The sequence below is a fragment of the Endozoicomonas sp. ALC020 genome, assembly GCF_049275935.1.
Classification (GTDB): Bacteria; Pseudomonadota; Gammaproteobacteria; order Pseudomonadales; family Endozoicomonadaceae; genus Endozoicomonas_A.
In genome coordinates this window covers 1,729,605-1,752,792 of sequence record NZ_CP184830.1, presented here as the reverse complement: position 1 = coordinate 1,752,792, position 23,188 = coordinate 1,729,605, and the positions used below count along the sequence as shown (strand labels likewise).

Below are 23,188 nucleotides of genomic sequence, written 5' to 3'. Positions count from 1 at the left end.
GACGCCATTTTTTTGGAATCTGTTGCGAATTGTTTACGCACTCAAAACGGAGGGTGAACTATGGAATGGATAACAGACGGCATTATTTTTCTGTCAAAGTTGGCTCGTGAGCATCTTGGTGTCATCGCTATGGCTCTGACAGCGGTAGCCGTGGCATTTGTGGGGCGTTTTATTGCCTCATGGAGCAGTGGCTGGATGAATCGGCTGCACGCTGCGGTGAGAATCCCTGCAAGAGCTGTTTTGAATCTTGCCCTGTTTGGCGCCATCTTCTATTTTGTGCCACAGTGGCTCGGCAATTTACTGGGCTACTTCAATCATTACACTCTCGCTCCGGTATTGCTGGTAATCGCAGTCTGTGTCGGGATATTGTCGGAGAAGCTGGGGCATTGAGAAGAGGAGCAGCGATTGAAACTCTGCCCCTTCCGGATGGGGTAAGGTTTATTCCGTTCTTTCGAACAGCAGATCCCAAACGCCGTGACCCAGCCTGTGACCGCGCTTTTCAAACTTGGTCAGCGGTCTGAAATCTGGCCTTGGTGCGTATTGACCTTCACTTTCCTGATTTTTAAACCCTTCAGCGGCCGTCATGACGTCCATCATTTGTTCGGCGTAGTTTTCCCAGTCTGTGGCCAGATGAATAACGCCACCCAACGCCAGTTTCGGTCTGATGGCTGCAATAAATTTGGGTTGAATCAGGCGACGCTTGTGATGACGCTTTTTGTGCCAGGGATCAGGGAAATAAATCTGAACTCTGGACAGGCTGCCGTCGGCAATGCAGTCGCGAAGCACTTCAACGGCATCATCGCAATAGCTGCGAACATTGGTGACGCCTGCCAGCTGGGATTCATTCAACAGACTGCCAACTCCCGGGCGGTGAACCTCAATACCGATAAAGTTTTTGTCGCTTTCGGCTTTTGCCATAGCCACCAGTGACAGTCCCATGCCGTAACCGATTTCCAATACGACAGGTGCCTCCCGGCCAAAGGCTTCACTGATGTTTAATGGCCCGTCTTCTTTCTGTAGACCCCACTTGTCCCAGCATTCATCCCAGCCACGACGCTGCCCTGTGGTCATACGACCTGCGCGCAGGACAAAACTTTTGATTTCCCGACGTTTAGTCGGATCGGGGGTGTGATCAGGATCAACTGAGCTGGTCATGAGAGGTACATAATCTGCAAATGAAAAAGTCGGCGTAAGATACCTAAACTGTGTTGACTTGGAAACCTTTGGCTACCGGATTCAGGTTTGCTCTTTATTGTCATCTGAATGGTCAGGCAGTAAGCCGTAATGGTGTTCAAGGTTCTCTGTGCCTTTGTTCGAAATATATAGCACAGTTTTTCCAACTTCTTCATAGGCAGTTTTGATTTCTTCAAGATCAGATTTGGCTTTATTTGACAGTCCTGATCCTCCCATGAGTACATGACCATTACAGTCAGGATTTCGCTTTATATCCCCAGCAAACTTCACTATGGTGTCAGGGGACAGTTTTCTATCCGTTGTTTTTACATCAATTCTTGTTTTTTCTCTTGGGGCTCTGGACAAGTCTGGCGATTGCAAATTTTCATCCCCGGCTGCAACTCTATGCAGATATGAGAGTAAGCCTTCAGGGTGCTCCAGGACTAAATCCGCACCACCATCGGCGGTATTCGTATTTGTGTGTCGGGTGACATCGCAGTCTTCTTCAGTTTTAACAATATTGGCGAGCGTTATAAGGACTCTCATTTCACCGTCCTTACCTTTATTTTTACTCATGAACCTTTATCCAACCTTGAGTACAGCGGAGTCATCCTTTCTGAACTGGTCGTGCTTTAACTTGAACACGTTTATCAAGTTGGTGAGTGTTCTAAAACGGCTAATTGAGTCTTCAATATCCTCTGAGCTAATGGGGTCAGAGTACTTGGAAGGGAGGTTTTCAGGGGCATCAGGTTCCATCTTGCCATGTAACTTTTTTCCATCTGATTTTAAAATGGATAAAAAAATTTCTTCCAGCTTTCTGATAGCGGCTTCAACATCCGAGTCATTAAAGCAGTCTATTGAATAGTGATCTTCAGAACCTAGAGCTTCAAAGATATTCTTTTCTGCTAAGGAAAATTGATTCTTTAATTCCTCGAGTAAGGATGAAGTGACAAAAGCTGTTTCAATGAGGTCAGCATTGGTTTCGTAGAGCTTTCCATCATTGGCTGCCTCGTATTTAACGAGATTAATACTCAGTGACATGGTTGACCTCCTGTGGAGTCTGGATCAATCAAAAAGCAATGCTCACGTCTCCCTTCAACAACCGGATCAAGGTAGCCAGTCGTCTCCCATTATTTGCTCAAAAGTCCAGGGGCAATCATCCGGGAAGCTGCTGGCATTGAGTTTTCTGCTCTTTTGCTTGATGTACCTGTTCATCTGTTTGATCGCATCGATTCTGGCTTCTGCGTAGGCAGCATGCATCAACTGGCTGGTTTTGGGCTGAAGAGACGGACTTTGTTTGAGTAATTTTCGTATTTCACGCCTGGGATTATCCATGCTGGGGTACCAGGTATGGACGACCATTTCAGCTATCCATCTATCCTCCAGTTGATAGGTTTGGTATTCATATTTCAATAAGTGAAGGAGAAGGGTAGTCAAGTGAGACTCTATCGATCTTGGCTCACTCTTACCCATATCCCCTACTTCCTCAATGAGGTTTTCCAAATCAAGCTGGTCAAACTGGCGGTTAATCAATAGCTGTTTTTGCTTCTGAACCCATTGGTAAAAGTCTGTCTCGTAAAGATTATCCATAAATCACCTCCATGAACTTCCTAATGTAGGCAAAAAGTACCGGAGCATCAAAAACATTAATCATAAAGTTCGGTGACAGCAAAGATGGCCAGAAAAAGCCAACCCAGCATCAACGAGATGCCACCCAGTGGGGTGATCGCACCCAGCCAGCCAATTCCGGTGATGGCAAGAATATACAGGCTACCGGAAAAGAGGATGATACCCGCGAGAAACAGTCTGGCGCTCCATCTCAGCTTTCTGGAGTCTTTGAAGTGGAGGGCAAGAACGGCAACAAGAACCAGAGCCAGACTGTGGTAGAACTGGTAATCCGTCGCTGTTGCCCAAACGTCTATGTAGCGTTCGGACAGCTGATCTTTCAGAGCATGGGCCCCAAATGCGCCCAGAGCCACAGACAAAAAACCACAGAGGGCACCGGGTAACAGGTAGAGTCGGGTCATTTTTTATCCGTAACTTTTGTCGGCAACAGATCAACAACACTCCCCGCTGCAAGTCTCAATCCTTCCTGAAAGTACAGAGAGCTTTTTTCATGATCATCCATATGAGCCATAAGGCGGCCCAACTCGTTATAGGTATCAATCCGTTTGCTGAGTCTCAGGCTGGCTTCAAAGTATTCCCTGGCTTTACCCCAGAGTTCATTACGGAGAGACAGACGACCCAGGGTCAGTAGCAGGTCGGCGTCGTTAGGTCTTTCATTGAGCATGGCTTCGGCAAAATGCAGCTGCTTCTTCACATCCCTGCCCTTAATCTTGCCGTAGAGCAGAGCCATGTCGCTGCAGTAGTGTTTCTTCAGGTTTTCTCTGAGCAGAGCTTCTGCTTTCTCTTCTGCTCCCAGATCTGTCAGGCACTTCGCATATCGATAGATCATGGCAGAGTTGTGTTTTTGACTGGACGACAAACTGTTCCAGATTTGAGTTGCAGGTTTTATTTTCTGCTCCAGAGAGGTAAAACTGCGGCCATTGTTAAAGGCTTGATTGAAAAGGGCCTCAAAGCACTGAAGCTCAGTGGTGCGATACTCTTTATCGGAAACGATTTTTTGCTTTTTCAGCTTGGGTAACAAGGCTGCAAGTGATTGCCAGTCATTCAGACGGGTATAAACCTGCTTCAGCATCTTCAGGACGTAGCAATGTCGTGGAACCTGCTTGTGCAGCTTGGTCAGAGTGGCCAGTGCCTGCTCCAGTTGACCCGATGACAGTTGCAGCTGAGCCTGGGTAATACCAATAGCCAACTCTGCACCGGGCTCCTTGTGATCGGCTCGGCGAAGGTATTCGGCAGAGGCTTCAGGGTCATCATTTTCATGAGCCGCTCGGGCGGCAGCAAGATAATTCAGTAACGGTGACGAGCCATAGTCCGCTGCCTGCGAAAGCAGTCGCTCAGCTTTTTTCCAGTGTCCCTGAGTGAACTCGACAAAGCCGCGGGTTGTTAATTTACGGGCTCGCCTTTCTTTGGCGCCCGAAGTCATTGGATAGATAAAACCAGTGACGTCGAAAATCAGTTTCAGGATAATCCAGACAAGCCATAACGCACCTATGGCAAGACCTATCAGTAGAAACAGTCCCCACAGTGTGCTTTCGAACGTAGTCGTGTTGTAAGAGATAAGCACATAGCCGCTGTCACTGATCATGGTATTTGCCAGACCAAAAGTAATGCCCAGAATCGCCAGGAAGATGATAAAACTCTTCATTTCCGGGGCTCCTCTGAAGAATTAGCAGGTGCTTCTGAGGGCTGAGAATGTTCTGTCCGGTTTTCTGTGGTTGTCTGGTCAGTCACTTCAGGTGCTTTTTCGGCTGGACTGTTCTGGACAGTCTGAGCACTCTGTGCAGATTCAGTTTGTCCTGTCGTATTTTTTTTATTCTCCGGGGTATCGTTTAACTGGCTGGATTTCAGCAAGCTCAAAGCACGGCTGATATTGATGGTTACAGGTTTTACGGTGATTTTGTCTAAAACCTTCAGCTCGTCCAGCATTGCGGTCGCCTGAGACCCTGAAAGGGGAAAGTATTTTTCTATCCAGTTTGAAGCCTGTTGCAAGCTACTGTTGTAGATAGCCTGGTCTCTGGAGAGGACTGACAACTTGGCCTGCTCCAGCATCAACTGTAGGTTTTGGCGAATGATAATATTCTCTTGGGGTGTCAGTAGTGAGGTGATTTTCTGATCGCGATCCGGAGTGAACCTGAACAGGCTGACAAAGCTCTCCCAGGTATTATTCAGCATTGAGAGGGCGACAGTCTGCCACTTGGCAGTTTCTGTAGATGGAGTGCCTGCGGATGGCATGTCAGAAGATTTTGATACGGTTGCTAAAGGTTGTTGCAGGGTCTTTTTTTCCATCAGGGGCAATTGGTCAATCTGCCGGGTGAGCGCTTCAAGCTTCAGGTAGAGCCCTTCCTGATCGAGATCCGGGAGACTGTTGAGAGAAGCTATATCTTCTGCCAGTGCTTCCCGAACGGGATACAAATTATAGTTGTCCAACTCAAGCAGCATCTTGTCAGCACTGTTAAGGAGAGCTTTGGCTGATTGGATATCAGATGACATGAGCAGACGCTGGTTAGCGAGACTGAGCAGGTATTCTACTTCTGCCAGCTTCCAGCCATCCAGACTGCTACCGGTGAGTTCCTGAAGGTTTTTGGTCAGGCTGTCGGTGCGACTGAGCAAACGTTCACTTCGACTTTCCTGTTCGCTCAGTTCGGTTTTGATAGGCGTGAGATCACTGTTTATTTCAGCGAGCCTGGCCTGAAGTCGCGCAATCTGGGTTTGCTGCTGTTCCTGCCCCTCAATAAGGGAGGGTTGTTTCTGCTCCCAATGAATGAGCCGCCAACCTAAACCGCCGCTCAATCCCAGTGCAATGATTGCAAGCAACACGGCCAGGACAGACAGCTTTCGTCCTGGCTTTGATGCTGATTTTTGAGGCTGTTTTCTGGAGCCTGCTGAAGTTGGCTTGCTTTCCTGTTTTTTGGAAGGCCCTGCTGACCTGGCCAGTTCTTTCGGTTCGGTCTGCTCGAGTTTACTGGCGTTCTGATCTTTCTTGCTCACGTTAACCCTTCGCTGTTAATCAGGTTCAGTACCGAGATCATGGCGTGATTGTCGGCGCCGCGAGCGGTATAAACCCGTTTGAATGCTTGAGCCTCTGGCATTCTGGCAATTCTATCGCTGGGAACCACCAGACGGCACTCCTGGCTTAAAGCCGGAGAAAGGTAGTCTGCGGTATTGGCCAGAATCTCACCACTACTGGTCAGTATGACATTAATAGCATGATCTTTGATCAGCCTGTTCAGATAATCTTCCGGGTAATCGGGCTTCTGGCGTTCATAAAGTTCCAGGCAATCCACCTGGGCTCCCCGATTTCTGAGGGTGTTCTCCAGCAGTTCTCTACCACCTTTTCCTTTCAGAATCAGTATTTTTTCTCCGCTGACCTGCTGAAGGCTCTCCAGTCGCAACAGTGCTTCACTGTCACCGGGCTTTTGTCTTATCTCCGGGTAAGTCGCATCAATGCCATTACTCTTAAGCCATCGTCGTGTTTTTGGGCCGACGGCATACCAGTGGATCTTCAAAGGCATTTGTGGCCAGTAGTTCTCTATATGTTCCAGACCCAGCCTGGCGGCATTCTGACTGATCACAACGACTTTACTGTACTGATCGAGCTGTAAAATCCGGTCTCGCAGTGTCTGGCTCTCTGCCAGCGGTTGGATTTGGATCATTGGTAAAGACCATGCCATGGCCCCCTGGTTCTGAATCATGGCAACCAGTGGCTCTGCCTGCTCCCTGGGGCGGGTAACCAAAGCCCTTATCTCACGGCTGTTTATCATGACACGGCTCACATTAATGCAGCAACTCTGCGAGAATTCGGTCTGCACCCTGTGCCAGCAAGGATTCTGCCAGCCGGACCCCGCCTTTCTCACCATCGGAAGGTGCACAATAGACTTCTGCGCTCAGTATGACTTTGCCATCCGGTTGACCCACAAGGCCCCGGATGTAGAGCTGGTCGTCGATGAGTTCAGAGTAGCAACCAATGGGTACCTGACAGCCGCCATTTAATTTTCGGTTCATGGCTCTTTCTGCAAGGACTCGTGTTGCAGTTTCTTCATGATGCAATGGGGCCAGAAACTGTTTGATCGATTCATCGTCAGAACGAATCTCAATACCCACTGCACCCTGACCCGCCGCTGGCAGACTGAGTTCAGGAGGCAGGGCCGATTTGATCCGATTTTTCATCCCCAGCCTGATCAATCCTGCCGCTGCAAGAATGATGGCGTCGTATTGGCCATCGTCCAGCTTGGCCAGACGTGTGTTAACGTTGCCCCGCAGGAATTCAATCTTTAGATCCGGTCTTTTTGCAAGGATCTGGCATTGGCGGCGCAGGCTGGATGTACCCACGATGGCGCCCTCAGGCAGATCGCTCAGCTGGTTGTAGGTGTTGGAAACAAATGCATCCAGTGGGTTTTCGCGAGGGCAGATAACACCCAGCTCGAGCCCTTTTGGAAACTCCATAGGTACGTCTTTCATGGAGTGAACGGCGATATCAGCCCTGCTCTCCAGCATAGCCGTTTCCAATTCTTTTACAAACAGGCCTTTGCCACCGATTTTGGCCAGAGGTGAATCCAGAATCCGATCACCCTTGCTGGTCATCTTTACCAGCTCCACCCGGATACCCGGGTGAAAGTACTCCAGACGCTCTTTTACGTATTCAGCCTGCCAGAGGGCCAGGGCACTTTTTCTTGTCGCGATGCGGATGGTTTTCATGGGGAGGCTTTCAATCAATAAACTTTCAATCTACAAAAAAGGGCAACGATGGCTGAGTGGTCCTATGAAGACTGGGATAATACGATAGTCTGTAGTTGTGACCAACCGTTACTTTTCCTGAAGGCAGTTGCCGGAGGTTAAAATAGCAACTAGCTTGTTATTCCAGTGGAGGCGCTTATGACAGACCTTTATAAAACCGATTACATGCTCTGGATTGAAGAACAGAAAAAGCTGCTGGCTGCCAGGCGTTTTGATGAGCTTGATCTTGGAAATTTGCTGGAAGAGTTAGCTGATATGGGAAAGAGTGAGCCAAGAGCTTTCAAGAGACACCTTATTCAGCTACTTAGCCACTTGTTAAAATGGGACTTTCAGCAGAATCAGGTCAATGACCTCAGGGATATGGATCATTGGTTTCGCAGCTGGGTGGATACAATTCAAATTCAGAGGTATGCCGCAGCAGCGGTCCTGGCAGATAATCCCAACCTGCAGTCAAAGCAACAGGCTATCTACCTTGAGGCTTACCAGCAGGCCCGAATATTGGCTGCCAAGGGGTTAAACAGTTATGTGGATTCAAGACATTTTACCACGAAAGACTTCCCCGAAGATTGCCCATGGACACTTGAGCAGGTTATGGGCGAAGACTTTTTACCACAAGCCAGGCTCAGTTAAGCCTGGCACCCGTAGGCCTCACAGTGATTGCATAAACTTCTTCATCAGTGGCACATGCCGACGGCTTACTGAAAGAAGCTTTTCGACACCACTGAGCTGGATAGAGTAATGACCCTGCTCGTCACGAATCATCCTCTCTATGGCTTTTCTGGCCACCAGAGCGTTCCTGTGGATTCGAACAAATCTGGAACTAAACTCGGACTCCAAGTCTTTCAGTGGGTCATCAATGAGCACTTCACCGTTCTTGTGATAGACCGTGATGTATTTGCTGTCCGCCATAAAGTAGTAGATATCATCCAGAGGAACCAGCTCTATCCCTCTGAGCGTCTTGGCTGCGATATGGCTGCGGGCGTTATCATTCAGATCATCTTTGAGGCTGGCCAGCTGTAATCGATTAACTTTAGCGGCTCCGGTCAGCGCTTGTTGCAGATCTTCAAGCTTGACAGGCTTCAGCAGATAGCCAACCGCCTGAACCTGAAAAGCTTCAATGGCGTGAGTGTCATAAGCGGTGCAGAAAATGATAGCAGGTGGACGCTCCAGCTTGCTGATATGAGCGGCCGCCTCCAGGCCTCCCATAACAGGCATACGAATATCCATCAAGACAATGTCTGGCTGGTATTTACGACAAAGCTCAAGGGCTTCAATGCCATTACCTGCATCGTACTCCAGAGCCTGAAAGCCTTCTAAACGTCCCAACAAATGTCGCAGACGGTCTCTTGCCAGCGGTTCATCATCGGTGATCAGTATGTTCATGGTTATCGCCACCGTAAGGGTAAGTGATCAATGTTTCAAACTCCTGGGTATTTCCACTCTCACCCTCAAACAGCTGAGCTTCTACACTGGCTTTGTTACCAAAAAGCATATTCAGTCTGGAGCGGATATTTGCCAGAGCCAACTGATTACCCTGAGCCCCTTTGGCAAAACTGGAAGGGCTACTCTGGACCGGGTTTCGGACTCTGATAGTGATGTTATCGTTGCTCCTGCGAATATCTACACTCACAGTGCCACCTTTTTCCAGTGGCTGGATGCCATGATAAACCGCATTTTCAACAATGGGCTGCAGAGTAAGGGGCGGAATGTCAACCTCTTCAGGGGTTAACTCAATATTCCACCGGGTCTGCAGACGGTCTCCCAGCCTGTGCTGCTCAATTCTTAAATAGCGCTGACAGAGCTCGATTTCCCGACTCAGGGTAATATTCTTGCCATGATCCTGAAGGCTGGAGCGAAAGAGGTCCGATAAATCTTCAACGGCCTGCTCGGCCTTGTCCTGGTCAATATGAATCAGACTGGCAATGATATTCATCGAATTAAAAAGAAAGTGAGGGCGGATTCGAGCCTGCAAAGCCTCAAAGCGAGCGGTGTGGCTGGCTTTCTGCTCTTTTCTGGCTTCCTGTTGAACATAGAAATAGCGCAGCAGCATGGCTGTGATGATGAGGGCAACAGTGACATGTCTGATCAGCTGGGTCCATTCCGGGTAGGTGTCAATAAAAGCATCCCGCCACAGAAACCATTGGGCTGCGAGCGTGAATATCAGCGTGGTGGTAGCCACGACGCCAAGACAGCTGCTGATGATAACTGTCAGCTTCTGACGCTTCAGAATGGGCCTGAGTCGGCAAAGAACAGCACCTGAGACCAGAGAGATCCACTGGACAAACATGGAAGTCATGGCCAGACGGTTCCAGTCAAGATCACCCGGGCCGGGCAAAGTGAGTACCTGAATAAGGACAAAAAGCTCAGAGACCAGAACCAACATAAAGACGGCACCGGGAGAGCATAAATCCGGCAGGAAAAAGTCGTCTTCATCCTGGTTCCTGGTGGTTTTAAATGGCAAGAGGGAGCATCCTGTCTCTGGTATTTGAAAATTTATAAAAATTCACAAAAATAGAATAATTATTCTTATTTGGTTGGGTGCGCTATGTAAAATTACCCGGTTACCCTTATAATGCCGCAGCCAGCTTCAGTCATCCACAGGCTGGCTATAAAAATCAGAACAATGATGCTGCTGGCATCAAGAAATCAGCCTGCAGAACGCAAAACAGCCATGAGCTAACCAACAGCCATGAGCCAACAAAGAAAGAGGTAGAACATGTCTGATAGCAGCAATCAGCAGTGGGGCGGAAGGTTCAGCGAGGGTGTGGATGCATTTGTTGCTCGATTCACCGCCTCCATTGATTTTGATCGTCGCCTTTATCGTCACGATATAGAAGGCTCGATGGCTCATGCTCGAATGCTGCAAAAATCAGGCATTCTGAGCCAGGATGAGCTGTCAGCCATTCTGGATGGGCTCGAAAGCATTCTGAAAGATATAGAAAACAACAACATCGACTGGTCTATCGAGCTGGAAGATATTCATATGAATATTGAAGCCAGACTGACAGACAGAATTGGTGATGCGGGTAAGAAACTGCACACCGGCCGTTCCAGAAACGATCAGGTAGCGACCGATATTCGTCTGTGGCTCAGGGAAGAAATTGACCATATAGGTGATGAGTTAAAACGTTTGCAGACAGGTCTGGTGAATCTGGCAGAGCAGGAAGCTGACACCATTATGCCGGGCTTCACTCATCTGCAAACCGCACAACCCGTGACATTTGGACATCATCTGATGGCCTGGTATGAAATGCTGGTAAGAGACAGCGAACGTCTACAGGACTGCAGAAAGCGGGTTAACGTATCGCCTCTGGGAGCAGCTGCACTGGCAGGCACAACCTATCCGATTGATCGTGAATTCACTGCCAAGGCTTTAGGTTTTGATCGCCCATCCAGAAACTCACTGGACTCTGTCAGCGACAGGGACTTCGCCATAGAATTTTGTTCGGTGGGTGCACTGCTGATGACGCACCTGTCGCGTATGTCGGAAGAGCTGGTACTTTGGACATCAGCCCAGTTTAATTTTATTGATCTGCCCGATCGTTTCTGTACCGGTTCATCCATCATGCCCCAAAAGAAAAACCCGGATGTCCCCGAACTGGTAAGAGGTAAGACAGGAAGGGTGAATGGTCACCTGGTTAGCCTGCTGACGCTGATGAAATCTCAGCCACTGGCCTACAACAAAGACAATCAGGAAGATAAGGAACCACTGTTTGATACCGTAGATACCCTAAAAGACTGCCTGCGAGCCTTTGCCGATATGGTTCCACACATCCAGTCCAGGAAAGAAAACATGAAAGAGGCGGCTCGCCGCGGATTCAGCACCGCGACCGATCTGGCAGACTACCTGGTCAGACAGGGCGTGCCATTTCGCAACGCCCACGAAGTGGTTGGCAAAGCAGTGGCCTACGGCATTGAGAAGAACAAGGACTTGTCGGAGATGACTCTGGAAGAACTCACGGTCTTCTCAGACTCTATTAAGGAAGATGTGTTTGATGTGTTGACGCTGGAAGGGTCTGTTGCTGCGAGGGATCATATAGGCGGGACTGCGCCGCAGCAGGTGAGGTTGGCTGTGAAGCAGGCTTTAAGTCAGTAATTTCCTTCATTTGCCTGAGCGCTGAACATGTATAAGAAGTCCTGTTTTTCTATACAGATCCAACAAATATGTATAGAGAATATCGGTTTTCTATACATGTTCTGATAACCTGTATAGAAAACGGCACTTTCCTATACATATTGGGAGTAACTGTGGCCCCTTATCAACCGGAAGAGCTTCCCCTGCCCAGAGAAAATGAGCTGGAAACACGGCAGGTATTAAAAAAACTGGCTTTAGCTCACCGGCATCTGGCAGAACTGAAAGGTGTAGTTCGCTCCATTCCTAATGAAACCATTTTGGTCAGCACCCTGACGCTTCAGGAAGCCAAAGACAGCTCAGAAGTGGAGAATATTGTCACAACTCATGATGAACTGTTTAAAAACGACCTGACAGTGTCACCCTACAGCCCTGCAACCAAAGAAGTTAAAAATTACGCCAGAGCATTGAGTCGTGGCTTCAACACCGTCAGGAAAACAGGGATGCTTCGCTTTCAGGATATTCTCGATATTCAGCAAACACTGGAAGAAAACAGGGCAGGCTTACGCAAACTGCCTGGAACTGAATTAAAAAACACCTCTACGGGTGAAGTCGTCTATACCCCTCCTCAAAATCCGGAAAAGGTTGAGTCACAGATGGCAAACCTGGTGGCTTATCTCAACGACCATGAGCTTTCAGACAACGATCCGCTGGTAAAAATGGCGGTTATCCAATTCCAGTTTGAGAGTATTCATCCATTTTACGACGGGAATGGCCGAACAGGTCGAATCATCAATATCCTTTACCTGGTTACTCAACAGTTACTGGACCTGCCAGTGCTCTACTTAAGCCGTTATATTATTCGCAACAAGGCTGAGTACTACTCACGATTACAAGCAGTGAGAGACCATGAGGAGTGGGAAGGCTGGTTACTGTTCATGCTTGAAGCCGTGTCAGAAACATCAAAAGAAACCACAACTCTGATTGATGAAATAAAAAACCGGATGCAGGCTGTAAAGCATAGAATGCGTAAAGAACTTCCCAAAATTTACAGCCAGGATCTGCTCAACCATCTGTTCTGCCACCCTTATACAAAAATAGAGTTTATTGAAAAAGAACTGAATGTCAGCCGACTGACTGCCACCAAATATCTGAATCAGCTGTGTGACAAGGGGTTTTTGAACAAACAAAAAATGGGGCGAAGCAATTATTATATTAACGAACCTCTGGTTACACTGTTTCTGAATATTGGTCAGTGATTGGAGAGCAATTCTCTGGCGAGGGGGTGTTAGTTTAACGTTGGAGCGGGCTGTTCGAGAGATAATATTGGCTGGACTGCGTTTGGGCAGGTGAGGTTGGCTGTGAAGATGGTTAGACGGGGTAACGACTTTCCATTAGCCGATAGGGTGAGGAATAAACTGTCTATAGTGTATTCCTCACGTACAACTAATTAGCTTAAGGCATACAATCTACACCTATCTCTTTAAAATGAGAAACTATTTTTTTAAGCATGGGATGTTCTTTGTAGTTAAATAAATCCTTACCAATGCAGACTATTTTGTTGCTATTTCCATAAATAAGCTTGGCTGTGATGAGTGCTGTGCTGGAGAAACCGATGACATAATCATATTGGTTTTTTATCATCAATAACTCAATGGGGGATGAACCTGAGTATATTTTAAAATCTTCTGAGCAAAACTCTATTTTTTTGTCACTCCTATTTGTTGGGTGTGGGATAAATAGTACGTCTTTTATATTTTCTGAACACAGATAACTAATAAGGTTCTGGCTAATAGCTTTTGAGGAGGCTTCATCAGTAATACCCCAGTTGGTTAGAGGTTGGCCGATGATGAGTGCAGACCTAGAGGATTGATTATTGGGTGATATTGAAAACTCGGTTGTAAAGGGTGGGAGGTCTTTTTTCTTCTCTGTCGGTAAGCTTTCTGACGTTCCTGGAATAGTATAAATATGGGATACCTTGTTGCTTAACATCCCATGTCTGTCTTCCTTAAAAGGCGTGTATTTTAGACCGACTGCTTTATCAATGAGAGACTTCTTTCTTTTATTAACGCGTTTTAACTTGTTTTTTGAAAGGGGATGGATTACCAAGTTATGAGTGCCGTCAGGTATTATATTAAATGTTATTTTCTTTTCTGGGAAGTTCTTCTTTGAAGCTGCAATGAAATAATTGTATCTTGTGCTAGATATTGAAGTTGAATGGAAATTTATAGATTTAGGATTGTTATCTTTAATTATTGAAAAAATGAATCTTATATTTTCTCGGGTAGACAACTTTCGTGCAAATTTTGAAGCTTCTCGGTATTTTAGAAGAAAAACATTTTTTAACCCATAGTCCTTTGCTGCTTCATAGTTTTGTTTCTTAAAGCAGAAGAAAAAAGAACTAGTGTCTTTAGCAATCAGTATTGAACTAACAAGTTGGAATGATGAGTTGATGAAGAAGATGTTGATTAATGAGTCATTTGTTTTCATGGTAGATTAATGCATTCTGTAGATTGAGTTGTTTTTGATAAGAAGGTTGGAGAAATTTAGTAATCTAATTAAGTGGTTTTTTTCTATTATAAGAAATAGAAATATAAGCTATGAATAGGTTGTTTCATTGAGGCATTGTTTTTTTCTGCCTTTTTTACTGGTGATTGATCTTTTGAAAAAAATTCCAGTAACCAATGCAAATTATTCTCCAGCGTCTTATAGATTCTTATCTGAGATAAGTTATATCTGCTGTCTGTGGCTAAGAAAAATTAAATAAGCGGCCCAGTTTTCTCTCTGTAACGTCAGAATAGATCCGAAGTCGCTTAATGTGTGCTTTTTAAGATAGTATCTAATAAGTTATTCATTCATCCAGGTTCCACCGATGCAGTCAACATTTCGCAAACCCAGATAATCTTGAGCTGTTTTCTGTGTAATACCACCTGTAGGCATGAACTTCACGTCTTTATAGGGACCTGACAGTGCTTTCAAGTAGTTTACTCCCCCCAGAACTTTGGCCGGAAAAAGCTTAAGCAGCTTGTAACCATTTTCTCGTGCAGTTTCAATCTCAGAAGGTGTTGCAACACCAGGAATAAAAGGCAGATTGAGACTTTTCGCCTTTTTTGCAACGGTGATATTAAATCCCGGTGCAACACCAAAATCGGCACCAGCGTAAGCAGCCTGTTCTGCCTGCTGCTCCGAAAGGATTGTACCTGCTCCTACTTTAACTGTTGGAAAGTCTTCTTTTATCTTTCGTATCGCATCAAATGCGCAATCAGTTCTTAAAGTCACTTCAAAAACAGAATAGCCATTCTCAATAAGTTTATTAATTCTAATCTTCAAGCCTTTTAGCTCATTAATAATAAGTACAGCAACAATCTGACCATTCAAATAATCCATCAACTTTACTCCTGCAGCATGGCCGTTAATTTATTAAGAACTTCGAATTTGTTATCCTGATATAGATCGGGAGCAACATAGCCCCAGCGAGCATGAACGACTTCCAGATTGCTGACCCAATTACACTTCTCCAAATGTTTGTATGAATCATCAACAAAAATTGCCTTGTTGACACTATTTTCTTTGATAAGTCCATCAATCAAACGGGATTTACAACCGTGTTTCTCATAATCGGAAGCATCATATATTTTGACTTCCCGGCTAACACCATTTGTTTGCAATAGAGCTTGAACTGTTTCTCTGTCTTTTGTTGTGACAATGCAGGAATTTTCATAATTCTCAAGCAGGTCCAAGAAACCTCTCGAGCCTTCATAGAGCTTATTAAGAGCCAGCCAGTTATCCCAGTTGTTTTTTCTGAGATTTTTTCTGACTGCAAAGAAGCTTGCCATAAACTCTTTGGCTTCAGTGCCTGGCTGGTCTGGCAAGAATTGAGAAAATTGTTCAACCAGTTTCTGATCAATGGCATTTAGTAAATAGTAATAGTTCCATGCAGGGCCTATTTGATAGCGTTGAGATAAAAAGGCTTTTGCATGATCGCTATTAATATCAATATCATTTAAATTTTCTGCTTTTCCCGAGGTGATCATTGCAACAGCGTAAGCTTCAATAGCTGAGTCAAAAATCACTCCGTCAAAGTCAAGGAAGACCATTTTATCGGCAAGAACTTTTTTCTCATTAGACTTATAAATGCCAATCAGATCACGAGCTATTTCATAGTCTTCATATTCATCAATATCGATGCCCGCAATTTTAGAAACGCAGGACTTATAAGGTCTGACTCCTAATATATATTCGTTCTTGAGCATATTTTCTTTGCTTGACATATATAGGCCATTTGTAACCCTGTAAATATTTGGCAAATTCTGACTGATGGTATGTTCTTTAGTTGCCTTATAGTTTAACGCTCCATCATCATCCCAGAAGTACTCCTTCAGTAAGTTTACCGAAACCAAACTGTCAAACTTAGTATTTACAGGGAGCACATGCTCTTTGTATTCTCGAAAGCCCTGCAAATACTCCTGAGGACTCATTAAGGGTACAACACAGGTTACCCAAGCGATATGCTCATGGGGAATATCTTTTACTACTCCTACAATAACGTCACTAAAGGATGCCTTGTGACCGTCAGCCAGATGAAATTCACGATGATGAATTTTTACTCCTTCATCAAGAGCAATTGTTTTCAACTCATCAGATTCGGTGCTGATATATATATTCTCAGGTGAAATGACTTTCTTAAGTTGTCGTATTTTCCAGGCTAATAGTGGGATGTTATCTGGACCTACGGGAAGAAGTGCTTTTTGCGATACGCGGGAGCTACCTAAGCGGACAGGTATTACTACTCCGAGATCATAATCTTTATACATACTTTTAACCTTTTTACTCTCAGACATTAATACGGATTAGATAACGAGACTCTATTAATTTTTTATTTTTCAGCCCTTTAAGGTTATTAACTAAACTCGGTTCTTCGAACATTAATACAGAACAGCCTTTACTTTCAGAGAATGAAAAAGCTTTAAACACAGGTATTCTTTCAGTAACCACCCTTGCGATTCATAATCTGCAATATCTCATTGTTCCACGTTAAATCATGAAAGTGCTCGTGTAGCAATGACTTCTTCCAGATCGCTTCTACCTATAGTGACTTTCTTTTGTTTTCTCATCAGGCCTGCTTTATGAGGTTTTGTATTGTTGAAAAAATTGACTGTAATATGTCTAAAGCCGACCAAAATTTTTGCTCCAACATTCTCCGAATTCGACAGCCACCTTCTCTGATCACGACATTAAGCTTTCAGTGAAGTTTATTCTCGATGTGTCAATGTACCCGGCTTGATAATAGAGAATTGTGAAATCAAGTCGTGAGCATTCATGTAGAGGTCTTATCCTGGCGTTGCAGGTATATGAGCATAGATGTATGAATAAGAAAGCAAATACAAGCTATAGATCACTGGTTTCAGGGTTTTCATAAATTCTCCCTGATTTTTTCCGGAATTTAGACGTAGCTACCGCACGAGGGTGCTACGCCAGCATTATATATGCTTGATCTTTGGCTTCAATAGGTATTGATGTGCTTTTTATTGGTCAGGACCGTATAAATAATGCCACAATTGCCGGTCTCATATTTGATCTTCGGTGCTTTTACTTGTATGTATGCGTAGTGGTTTCGTTTGAGATGGTCTTTTTCAGGCAGGCTACGAGCGTTGACGATTGTCGTGTGATTCAGAATAACACGGTCTAGGGAAGTTCTCAGTTTTGATTTGGCTGAGGTCATTGCACGTCAGAGAAACTTATTTTGCATACTCCAAAGTGGCAGTAAGAATGATCAACCCATTTCCCAAGGGCTGAAGGCATGTACTTCTATACGTTTTTGCTGCCGCCCCAAAGATTTTGTTTTTTTACAAGCCTGATTACTTCAAAGGCGAGTGCTTTCTGAGCGTTTTTATCAAATCGCTTATAAGCAAGGTTATAGTGCCTGAAAAAAAGGGCTCTATCCTTAGCAGTAAAATGTTTGAAGGATATTCTCTTAATCAACTGCACCAGGTTCTTTTTCACCAGTGAAAGAGGCACCAGAGAGTGATAGCTGTTGCGCTCGATGTCGATCATGACAAAACGTGAAGGCATGCCAGGTTCCATCAAAATATTGCCTGCGCGCAGGTCTCCATGGACAATACCGGCTTTGTGCATCTGACCAATATAGCGGCCAAAAGCTTTGATCCACTCTTGACGCATGGGTTCATCATTTTCAGGTTTTTTCGTCAGGTATTCAGAGACAGAGCCGCTCGGGCCCGCTGCAGTAATTAAATAGTGATTCTTATTTTTGAGCACCCCAAATGCTAATATTTCCGGAATTTCAAAGCCCGCATCCTCCGCAATCCTGGCCTGTTTCACCCATATTTCACAGCGAGTGCCCCTGAATTTAGACTTCAGAATCTCCATATTGCTTTTGGGAATAAACTCTTTGAAGTAACAAGCAGGACTGCCGTTATAGCGTGCCATTTTGGCCTGTTTGGAACAGCTGACCCACTCCCAATTCTTAGGTAGGATATTGTTTTCAAGTTGGGAAACATCGTGTTCAAAGTTAGGCTGCATAGAACGGCTTTTTTGCTTATTGGCTCAGACAATCTGCTGAAGCGAGAGTATACCAGATCATTGATCTGAGGAGTGATTTCTCCCGAACTTTCTAATGGTCTGGATCAGATCCCATACACATCCCATTCGCAAGAACCAGTCCTGACAGTCATGTAATTGTCGTCTCACTGTTTCTAACTTAAAAAATACCCGGGAGTGACATTTTCCAGCTGGCGCAGGCAGTTCCAAGGAAAAAACGGTACGAAAGCCATTAAGTGGCAAGAGTAATTGTCGATGGCGGATATAAGCAGCAGACTAACCAGAGGAAACTGTATGCCTGCAGTCCAGCCATCTAAAGCACAGACCCATTATCTACCCAGAGATAATGACTATGTTTATTCTCACAACCGCTTTGGTCGTGGTTGCCATTATATTGGCCGGTTTCTGTCCCGACCGGTTTCGCTGGTCGCCGATTCGGCAACAAAGCTTTTTGCCCATGAACGGCCGGGCAAAAGCAACACGACTTCCGAGAGTGAAAAACAGAAGCAAAATGTACCACTGTGGGCCAGGAAAGTAGCCCGGGCGACTGCAGTTACACTATTTCTGGTGCCCTCGCTGGCATTAGGAATGATGGGATTCTCCCTGCGCATGATCGGCAATCTGTTCAGGAACGAAATTTCCCTGATTCAGTCTGCAGTTCCACCCACCGTTTATGATCCTGAGCGGGGCCTGCATTTGATGACCTATAACATTGGCCTGATGCCCTCGTTTATCCGTAATCTGAACGACCTGCGCTCATCACAGCAGCGCAGTCATGAGATTGCCGAAGCATTAACCCGCAATCCTGACGTTGCTCCTGATGTTGTCTGCTTTCAGGAGGCGTTTGACCAGCAGGCGACAAAGCAGCTCTGTAAGGATCTCAGTGGTCACTACCATCATATTGTTCACAGTGTTGCCCCCCGTGAAACCGGATTGAGTAGTGGTCTGGCCATTGCCAGCAAATATCCCGTAAAGGAGGCAACATTCCGGCCATTCTCTGATCTGGCTGCAGAAGACCAGCTGGCCAATAAAGGATTGCTGCGGATCGTGCTGGATCTCGGTAACGATAAAACGGCCGTGGTTTATAATACGCACCTTCAGGCCAAAGACGGAAAAACCTATGAGACGATTCGCTATGAGGAGTTGCTTCAGGTAAGAGACTGGGTTGAGGAGGATAGCAATAACGACAGGCGTAATGACGTACATCATCATGGCACCTTCCTGATGGGAGACCTGAACAGCGCACGGTCAGACGAGCAGGGGGTAATGAGTAAAAAGTCGGAGTATGAAAACGCCATGCAGGCACTGGGGGAAAAGTTCTCCAACAGTTACTACCACACCCATGATAAAGGAAATGATACTCGGCTGCTTGACCGCAGCGAGTCATTTTTTGTCGATAGCGATCAGGAAACGATCGAGCCGAAAGATCGTCTGGAGCCGAATGGCACATGGTATCTTGGAGCCGGAAACAGAATGCATAAATCCTGGGGCAGCAGGCGCTGGAAAGAACATCCCAAGGTGGCAATGCAGTGTATTTATGACTACCAGATGGTGTATGGGGACTCTGAAGAAAAATGGGCAGCCCATGCAGAAATACGGCAAATGGGACTTGATATTAATAATAACCTGGAAAGCGGGCTATCTGACCATTTGCCAGTTTCGGTTATCTACCGGGAAACAGAAGGATTTTCTGATGCCATTGCCAGTTTGAAGCCGGAGGATTTTAACGCCCTGGAGGTCAGGGAACTGGTTAATAAACTGAAGCATGCCTATGGTCATCAACCTAGTGATCAGATAAGTGAGAATATACGTGATCCAGAGTTCGCAGGCGTCAATCCCTTGCGTAAAATTGCTAAACTCAGGGATCAGTACAAAAGGGAATCTTTGATTGTGAACGAGCTTAACCAGCTCGAAAAAATAGTCAGGCAAAGTATGAATCCTGTTTCCGGAACGTCTGGGTCGGACACTGGGTAAACCTCAATTTCTGAAATGCGGTTTTTTACAAGTCGTGCTTTCCAAAATCCATGTTTGTTACAATAGTTGGTCTGCAAAGGTATTACGGATTCATGCATGAGCCAGCTGTTACATCAATTACTGTTTGATCAGGCCGAAAAAGCACCTCTGTCTCAGGCTCTGGGGATTAAATCTCAGTGGTATGATTATGCTTCGGTTGCCCTGCATGTAAAAAGTGTGGCTTCAGGCTTGCAGGGTCTGGGATTATCGAGGCACGAAAGAGTCGCTGTTTATCTGCCAAAAACCGCTGAAGCAGTATTCAGTTATTTTGGAACAACGGCGGCCGGTGGCGTCATGGTTCCTGTCAATCCGGTGTTAAAAGCACCTCAGGTGTTGCATATTCTGACGGATTGCAAGGCCAGTGTTCTGATTACTAATAAGGCTCGCTTCAAGCAGATTGAGGCCTGCCTGACCGATTGTCACGATTTGAGTCATATTGTTTTGGTGGATGGGCACTCTGAAGAGGAAAGTCCTGTTCAGGTTGTTGCCTGGTCAGATTTCCTGAAGGAAGAGAACACCTGGTTGCAACCCCCCTCTATTGATATGGATATGGCTGCGATTCTCTATACCTCCGGAAGTACCGGTAAGCCCAAGGGGGTCGTGCTTTCTCATCGCAATATGGTGACCGGGGCTTATAGTGTCTCTGAATATCTCGAAAATACCCATCATGACCGGCTCCTGTGTGTACTACCGTTTAGTTTTGACTATGGTTTCAGTCAATTAACCACCGCCTTTGCCTCTGGTGCCAGCTGTTATCTGCTGGAGTATCTGCTGCCCGTAGATATCATCAAACAAGTGGCTCAGCAGAACATTACCGGCCTGGCTCTGGTGCCACCCCTTTGGGTACAGCTTTCTGAAATGAGCTGGCCTGAAGAAGCCGCAGAGAGTTTGAGGTATTTCACGAATTCTGGTGGAGCCATGCCATCGTCAACCCTGGATGCGCTTAGAAATAAATTGCCACAGGCTTCACCTTATTTAATGTATGGCCTGACAGAAGCCTTTCGATCGAGTTATCTGCCACCCGAAGACGTGGACCGTCGTCCAGGCTCTATGGGCAGAGCCATTCCCAATGCTGAATTACTGGTTATCAATGAGCATGGACTACCCTGTAAACCCCATGAGCCGGGAGAACTGGTGCATCGGGGAAGTCTGGTGGCACTGGGCTATTGGAATGATCCTGAGCGAACCAAAGAGCGTTTCAAACCCGTGCCTTTGTCGATTCAAGAAATTCCAACCCCTGAGCTGGCTGTCTGGTCGGGTGATACTGTTACTCAGGATGAAGACGGTTATTTGTATTTCGTCGGCCGCAAAGATGACATGATCAAGACGTCTGGCTATCGGGTAAGTCCCAGTGAGCTTGAAGAGCTAATGTACGCATCTGAAATGGTATTGGAAGCGGCTGCTATTGGTGTTTCCCATGACCAGCTGGGTCAGGCTATCGTACTTATCGTGGTATCTGCGACAGATGAGCCTGTTGAAGAGAAAGCAGTTATCAAGTATTTCCAAAAACACATGCCAACCTACATGGTGCCTTTGCGGGTTATTACTCAAAGTGCCTTAGACAGAAATCCTAACGGCAAAATAGATCGAAAAGCCTTGGCTGCAGAGTATGAAAATCTGTTTGTATCCGGAGAAAGTAAATGAGCAAGCAGCATGATCGTCTGCAGAGAATTTCAGTCAGGAATAATCATCTTCAGGTCGCTGGCCGTCCTGCTCAGCAGCTAGTGACCATGGCTGGCGGAACACCTTGTTACATATACGACAGAAAGTCTCTCACTGAGCGAGTTCAGTCCCTACGTTCGGTGATGCCTTCTGACCTAAAGTTGCATTATGCGATTAAAGCAAACCCAATGCCCGCAGTTGTTTATCATCTGGCAGGTCTTGTGGATGGTCTGGATGTGGCTTCCCAGAGGGAAATGATGGTCGCAATAAGTTCGGGTATTGATCCTGAGTCAATTAGCTTTGCCGGGCCAGCGAAAAGAGTCGAAGAACTCAGGGCAGCTGTGGCAGCCAATATCGTGATTAATGTTGAATCCAGTTTGGAACTGGAGAGGCTTTACCAGCTTTCCTCTGAGTTGCAGATAAAGCCCAAGATCGCTTTTCGCGTCAATCCTGATTTTGAACTCAAGTCTTCTGGCATGAAAATGGCCGGAGGCCCGAAGCAGTTTGGTATAGATGCAGAATTAATGCCTGACGTGTTATCCGGGTTGGATACCGAAAAAGTAGACTTTTATGGTTTTCATATTTATTCCGGGTCACAGAATCTGAATCCGGATGCGTTGATAGATGCTCATGGGAAAACATTTGAGTTGGCTGCACGACTTTGTGAGTTGGCTCCTGTTCCGGTTCGGCATGTCAACATAGGTGGCGGACTGGGGATTCCCTATTTTCCGGGTGAGCAGGCGCTGGATGTTGTCCCTGTTGCTGAACATCTGAAAAAGCTGATGGGGGCTCGCTCAGGCCGATTACAAAATGCCGAGATAGTCATGGAGTTAGGCCGATATCTGGTTGGTGAAGCGGGTTACTACTTCTGCCAGATTACGGATAAAAAAAAATCCAGGGGGCAAACCTACCTGATGACCGATGGCGGACTGCATCATCACCTGTCGAACTCTGGCAATTTTGGTCAGGTTATCCGTAAAAACTACCCCGTGCTGATTGCTGATCGGATCGCATCTGAAGAGAAAGAAATCGTTGAGATCGTTGGACCTTTGTGCACGCCTCTGGATATTGTTGGGGCCAAGCTGGAGTTGCCTGTAGCCGAAGTGGGTGATCTGGTTGTTGTACTTCAGTCAGGCGCCTATGGAGCCACGGCCAGTCCGCAGAAGTTTTTGAGTCATCCCGAAGTGAAAGAGATTCTGATTTGAGATGGGTCAGTCGATAGCAACGGGTTTGAGAATAAAACAGATGAGGAAGTATGAAAACTGTTCAGGTAGAGGTGTCGGAATTTCGAGAAAACTTGCAAGTTTGGCTTTCCCGGGTCATTAGCGGAGATAGCCTTGCCCTGTTCAG

Annotated in this window: 22 protein-coding genes; 7 read left to right on the top strand and 15 right to left on the bottom strand. The window is 46.0% G+C overall.

The features are described from left to right. The first annotated feature begins 60 nt into the window (after nt 1-60). Complete coding sequence (locus ACOJUO_RS05835; RefSeq protein ID WP_422135794.1) at nt 61-390, top strand: DUF3392 family protein; 330 nt, start codon at nt 61-63, stop codon at nt 388-390. A gap of 48 nt (nt 391-438) precedes the next feature. On the opposite strand, the gene trmB is transcribed toward ACOJUO_RS05835, so the two are convergent. The 9 genes from trmB to hemC form a co-directional block, all read right to left on the bottom strand. Beyond that, nucleotides 439-1,155, bottom strand: a complete 717-nt coding sequence (trmB, locus tag ACOJUO_RS05830; RefSeq protein WP_422135793.1) for a tRNA (guanosine(46)-N7)-methyltransferase TrmB — start codon at nt 1,153-1,155, stop codon at nt 439-441. A gap of 81 nt (nt 1,156-1,236) precedes the next feature. Next, nucleotides 1,237-1,749 carry a hypothetical protein gene (locus ACOJUO_RS05825; protein ID WP_422139219.1) on the bottom strand — a complete coding sequence of 171 codons (513 nt, stop codon included), beginning with the start codon at nt 1,747-1,749 and terminating at the stop codon, nt 1,237-1,239. Between the two features lie 6 nt (nt 1,750-1,755). Further along, a complete protein-coding gene (locus ACOJUO_RS05820; RefSeq protein WP_317144599.1) occupies nt 1,756-2,214 on the bottom strand; it encodes a hypothetical protein in 459 nt (152 codons plus the stop codon). A 66-nt stretch (nt 2,215-2,280) separates the two neighbouring features. Then, nucleotides 2,281-2,763 (bottom strand): DUF29 domain-containing protein, encoded by a 483-nt coding sequence (locus tag ACOJUO_RS05815; protein WP_422139218.1) that lies wholly within the window; start codon nt 2,761-2,763, stop codon nt 2,281-2,283. A 56-nt stretch (nt 2,764-2,819) separates the two neighbouring features. Next, entirely contained in the window at nt 2,820-3,200 is a 381-nt protein-coding gene (locus tag ACOJUO_RS05810; RefSeq protein WP_422135791.1) for a DUF423 domain-containing protein, read from the bottom strand. Then, nucleotides 3,197-4,444 (bottom strand): heme biosynthesis HemY N-terminal domain-containing protein, encoded by a 1,248-nt coding sequence (locus ACOJUO_RS05805; RefSeq protein WP_422139217.1) that lies wholly within the window; start codon nt 4,442-4,444, stop codon nt 3,197-3,199. The genes ACOJUO_RS05810 and ACOJUO_RS05805 overlap by 4 nt, the downstream gene beginning before the upstream one ends. Further along, the gene (locus ACOJUO_RS05800) at nt 4,441-5,787 is read right to left on the bottom strand and encodes a uroporphyrinogen-III C-methyltransferase (protein WP_422135789.1); all 1,347 of its coding nucleotides are present in this window, start codon (nt 5,785-5,787) and stop codon (nt 4,441-4,443) included. The genes ACOJUO_RS05805 and ACOJUO_RS05800 overlap by 4 nt, the downstream gene beginning before the upstream one ends. After that, a complete protein-coding gene (locus ACOJUO_RS05795) occupies nt 5,784-6,560 on the bottom strand; it encodes a uroporphyrinogen-III synthase (RefSeq protein WP_422139216.1) in 777 nt (258 codons plus the stop codon). Before ACOJUO_RS05795 ends, ACOJUO_RS05800 begins: the two co-directional genes overlap by 4 nt. A gap of 13 nt (nt 6,561-6,573) precedes the next feature. After that, nucleotides 6,574-7,494, bottom strand: coding sequence for a hydroxymethylbilane synthase (gene hemC, locus ACOJUO_RS05790; protein WP_422139215.1), 921 nt, complete (start codon nt 7,492-7,494; stop codon nt 6,574-6,576). A 177-nt stretch (nt 7,495-7,671) separates the two neighbouring features. On the opposite strand from hemC, the gene ACOJUO_RS05785 reads away from it, so the two are divergent. Next, complete coding sequence (locus tag ACOJUO_RS05785) at nt 7,672-8,163, top strand: DUF29 domain-containing protein (RefSeq protein ID WP_422135786.1); 492 nt, start codon at nt 7,672-7,674, stop codon at nt 8,161-8,163. 18 nt (nt 8,164-8,181) lie between these two features. Here the strand turns inward: ACOJUO_RS05785 and ACOJUO_RS05780 are convergent, their stop codons facing one another. After that, nucleotides 8,182-8,916 (bottom strand): LytR/AlgR family response regulator transcription factor, encoded by a 735-nt coding sequence (locus ACOJUO_RS05780; protein ID WP_422135785.1) that lies wholly within the window; start codon nt 8,914-8,916, stop codon nt 8,182-8,184. Further along, nucleotides 8,894-9,994: a sensor histidine kinase gene (locus ACOJUO_RS05775; RefSeq protein ID WP_422135784.1), complete on the bottom strand. Its 1,101-nt coding sequence runs from the start codon at nt 9,992-9,994 to the stop codon at nt 8,894-8,896. Before ACOJUO_RS05775 ends, ACOJUO_RS05780 begins: the two co-directional genes overlap by 23 nt. Before the next feature lie 255 nt (nt 9,995-10,249). Between ACOJUO_RS05775 and argH the strand changes: the two genes are divergently transcribed. Both argH and ACOJUO_RS05765 read left to right on the top strand, forming a co-directional pair. After that, the gene (gene argH, locus ACOJUO_RS05770) at nt 10,250-11,629 is read left to right on the top strand and encodes an argininosuccinate lyase (protein WP_422135783.1); all 1,380 of its coding nucleotides are present in this window, start codon (nt 10,250-10,252) and stop codon (nt 11,627-11,629) included. A gap of 152 nt (nt 11,630-11,781) precedes the next feature. Then, nucleotides 11,782-12,864: a Fic family protein gene (locus tag ACOJUO_RS05765; protein ID WP_422139214.1), complete on the top strand. Its 1,083-nt coding sequence runs from the start codon at nt 11,782-11,784 to the stop codon at nt 12,862-12,864. 196 nt (nt 12,865-13,060) lie between these two features. Here the strand turns inward: ACOJUO_RS05765 and ACOJUO_RS05760 are convergent, their stop codons facing one another. The 4 genes from ACOJUO_RS05760 to ACOJUO_RS05745 form a co-directional block, all read right to left on the bottom strand. Further along, on the bottom strand, nt 13,061-14,095 hold the full coding sequence (locus tag ACOJUO_RS05760) for a polysialyltransferase family glycosyltransferase (RefSeq protein WP_422139213.1): 1,035 nt from the start codon (nt 14,093-14,095) through the stop codon (nt 13,061-13,063). Nucleotides 14,096-14,452: 357 nt separating this feature from the next. Beyond that, nucleotides 14,453-14,992, bottom strand: coding sequence for a bifunctional 4-hydroxy-2-oxoglutarate aldolase/2-dehydro-3-deoxy-phosphogluconate aldolase (gene eda / locus ACOJUO_RS05755; RefSeq protein ID WP_422135780.1), 540 nt, complete (start codon nt 14,990-14,992; stop codon nt 14,453-14,455). A gap of 5 nt (nt 14,993-14,997) precedes the next feature. Next, nucleotides 14,998-16,419 carry a cytidylyltransferase domain-containing protein gene (locus tag ACOJUO_RS05750; RefSeq protein WP_422135779.1) on the bottom strand — a complete coding sequence of 474 codons (1,422 nt, stop codon included), beginning with the start codon at nt 16,417-16,419 and terminating at the stop codon, nt 14,998-15,000. Between the two features lie 994 nt (nt 16,420-17,413). After that, complete coding sequence (locus ACOJUO_RS05745) at nt 17,414-18,145, bottom strand: lipopolysaccharide kinase InaA family protein (RefSeq protein WP_422135778.1); 732 nt, start codon at nt 18,143-18,145, stop codon at nt 17,414-17,416. Between the two features lie 312 nt (nt 18,146-18,457). On the opposite strand from ACOJUO_RS05745, the gene ACOJUO_RS05740 reads away from it, so the two are divergent. From ACOJUO_RS05740 to ACOJUO_RS05730, 3 genes are all read left to right on the top strand, one after another. Continuing rightward, entirely contained in the window at nt 18,458-20,137 is a 1,680-nt protein-coding gene (locus ACOJUO_RS05740; protein ID WP_422139212.1) for an endonuclease/exonuclease/phosphatase family protein, read from the top strand. 96 nt (nt 20,138-20,233) lie between these two features. Further along, the gene (locus ACOJUO_RS05735; protein ID WP_422139211.1) at nt 20,234-21,820 is read left to right on the top strand and encodes an acyl-CoA ligase (AMP-forming), exosortase A system-associated; all 1,587 of its coding nucleotides are present in this window, start codon (nt 20,234-20,236) and stop codon (nt 21,818-21,820) included. Continuing rightward, nucleotides 21,817-23,043: a pyridoxal-dependent decarboxylase, exosortase A system-associated gene (locus tag ACOJUO_RS05730; protein WP_422139210.1), complete on the top strand. Its 1,227-nt coding sequence runs from the start codon at nt 21,817-21,819 to the stop codon at nt 23,041-23,043. The genes ACOJUO_RS05735 and ACOJUO_RS05730 overlap by 4 nt, the downstream gene beginning before the upstream one ends. Nucleotides 23,044-23,188 lie beyond the last annotated feature (145 nt).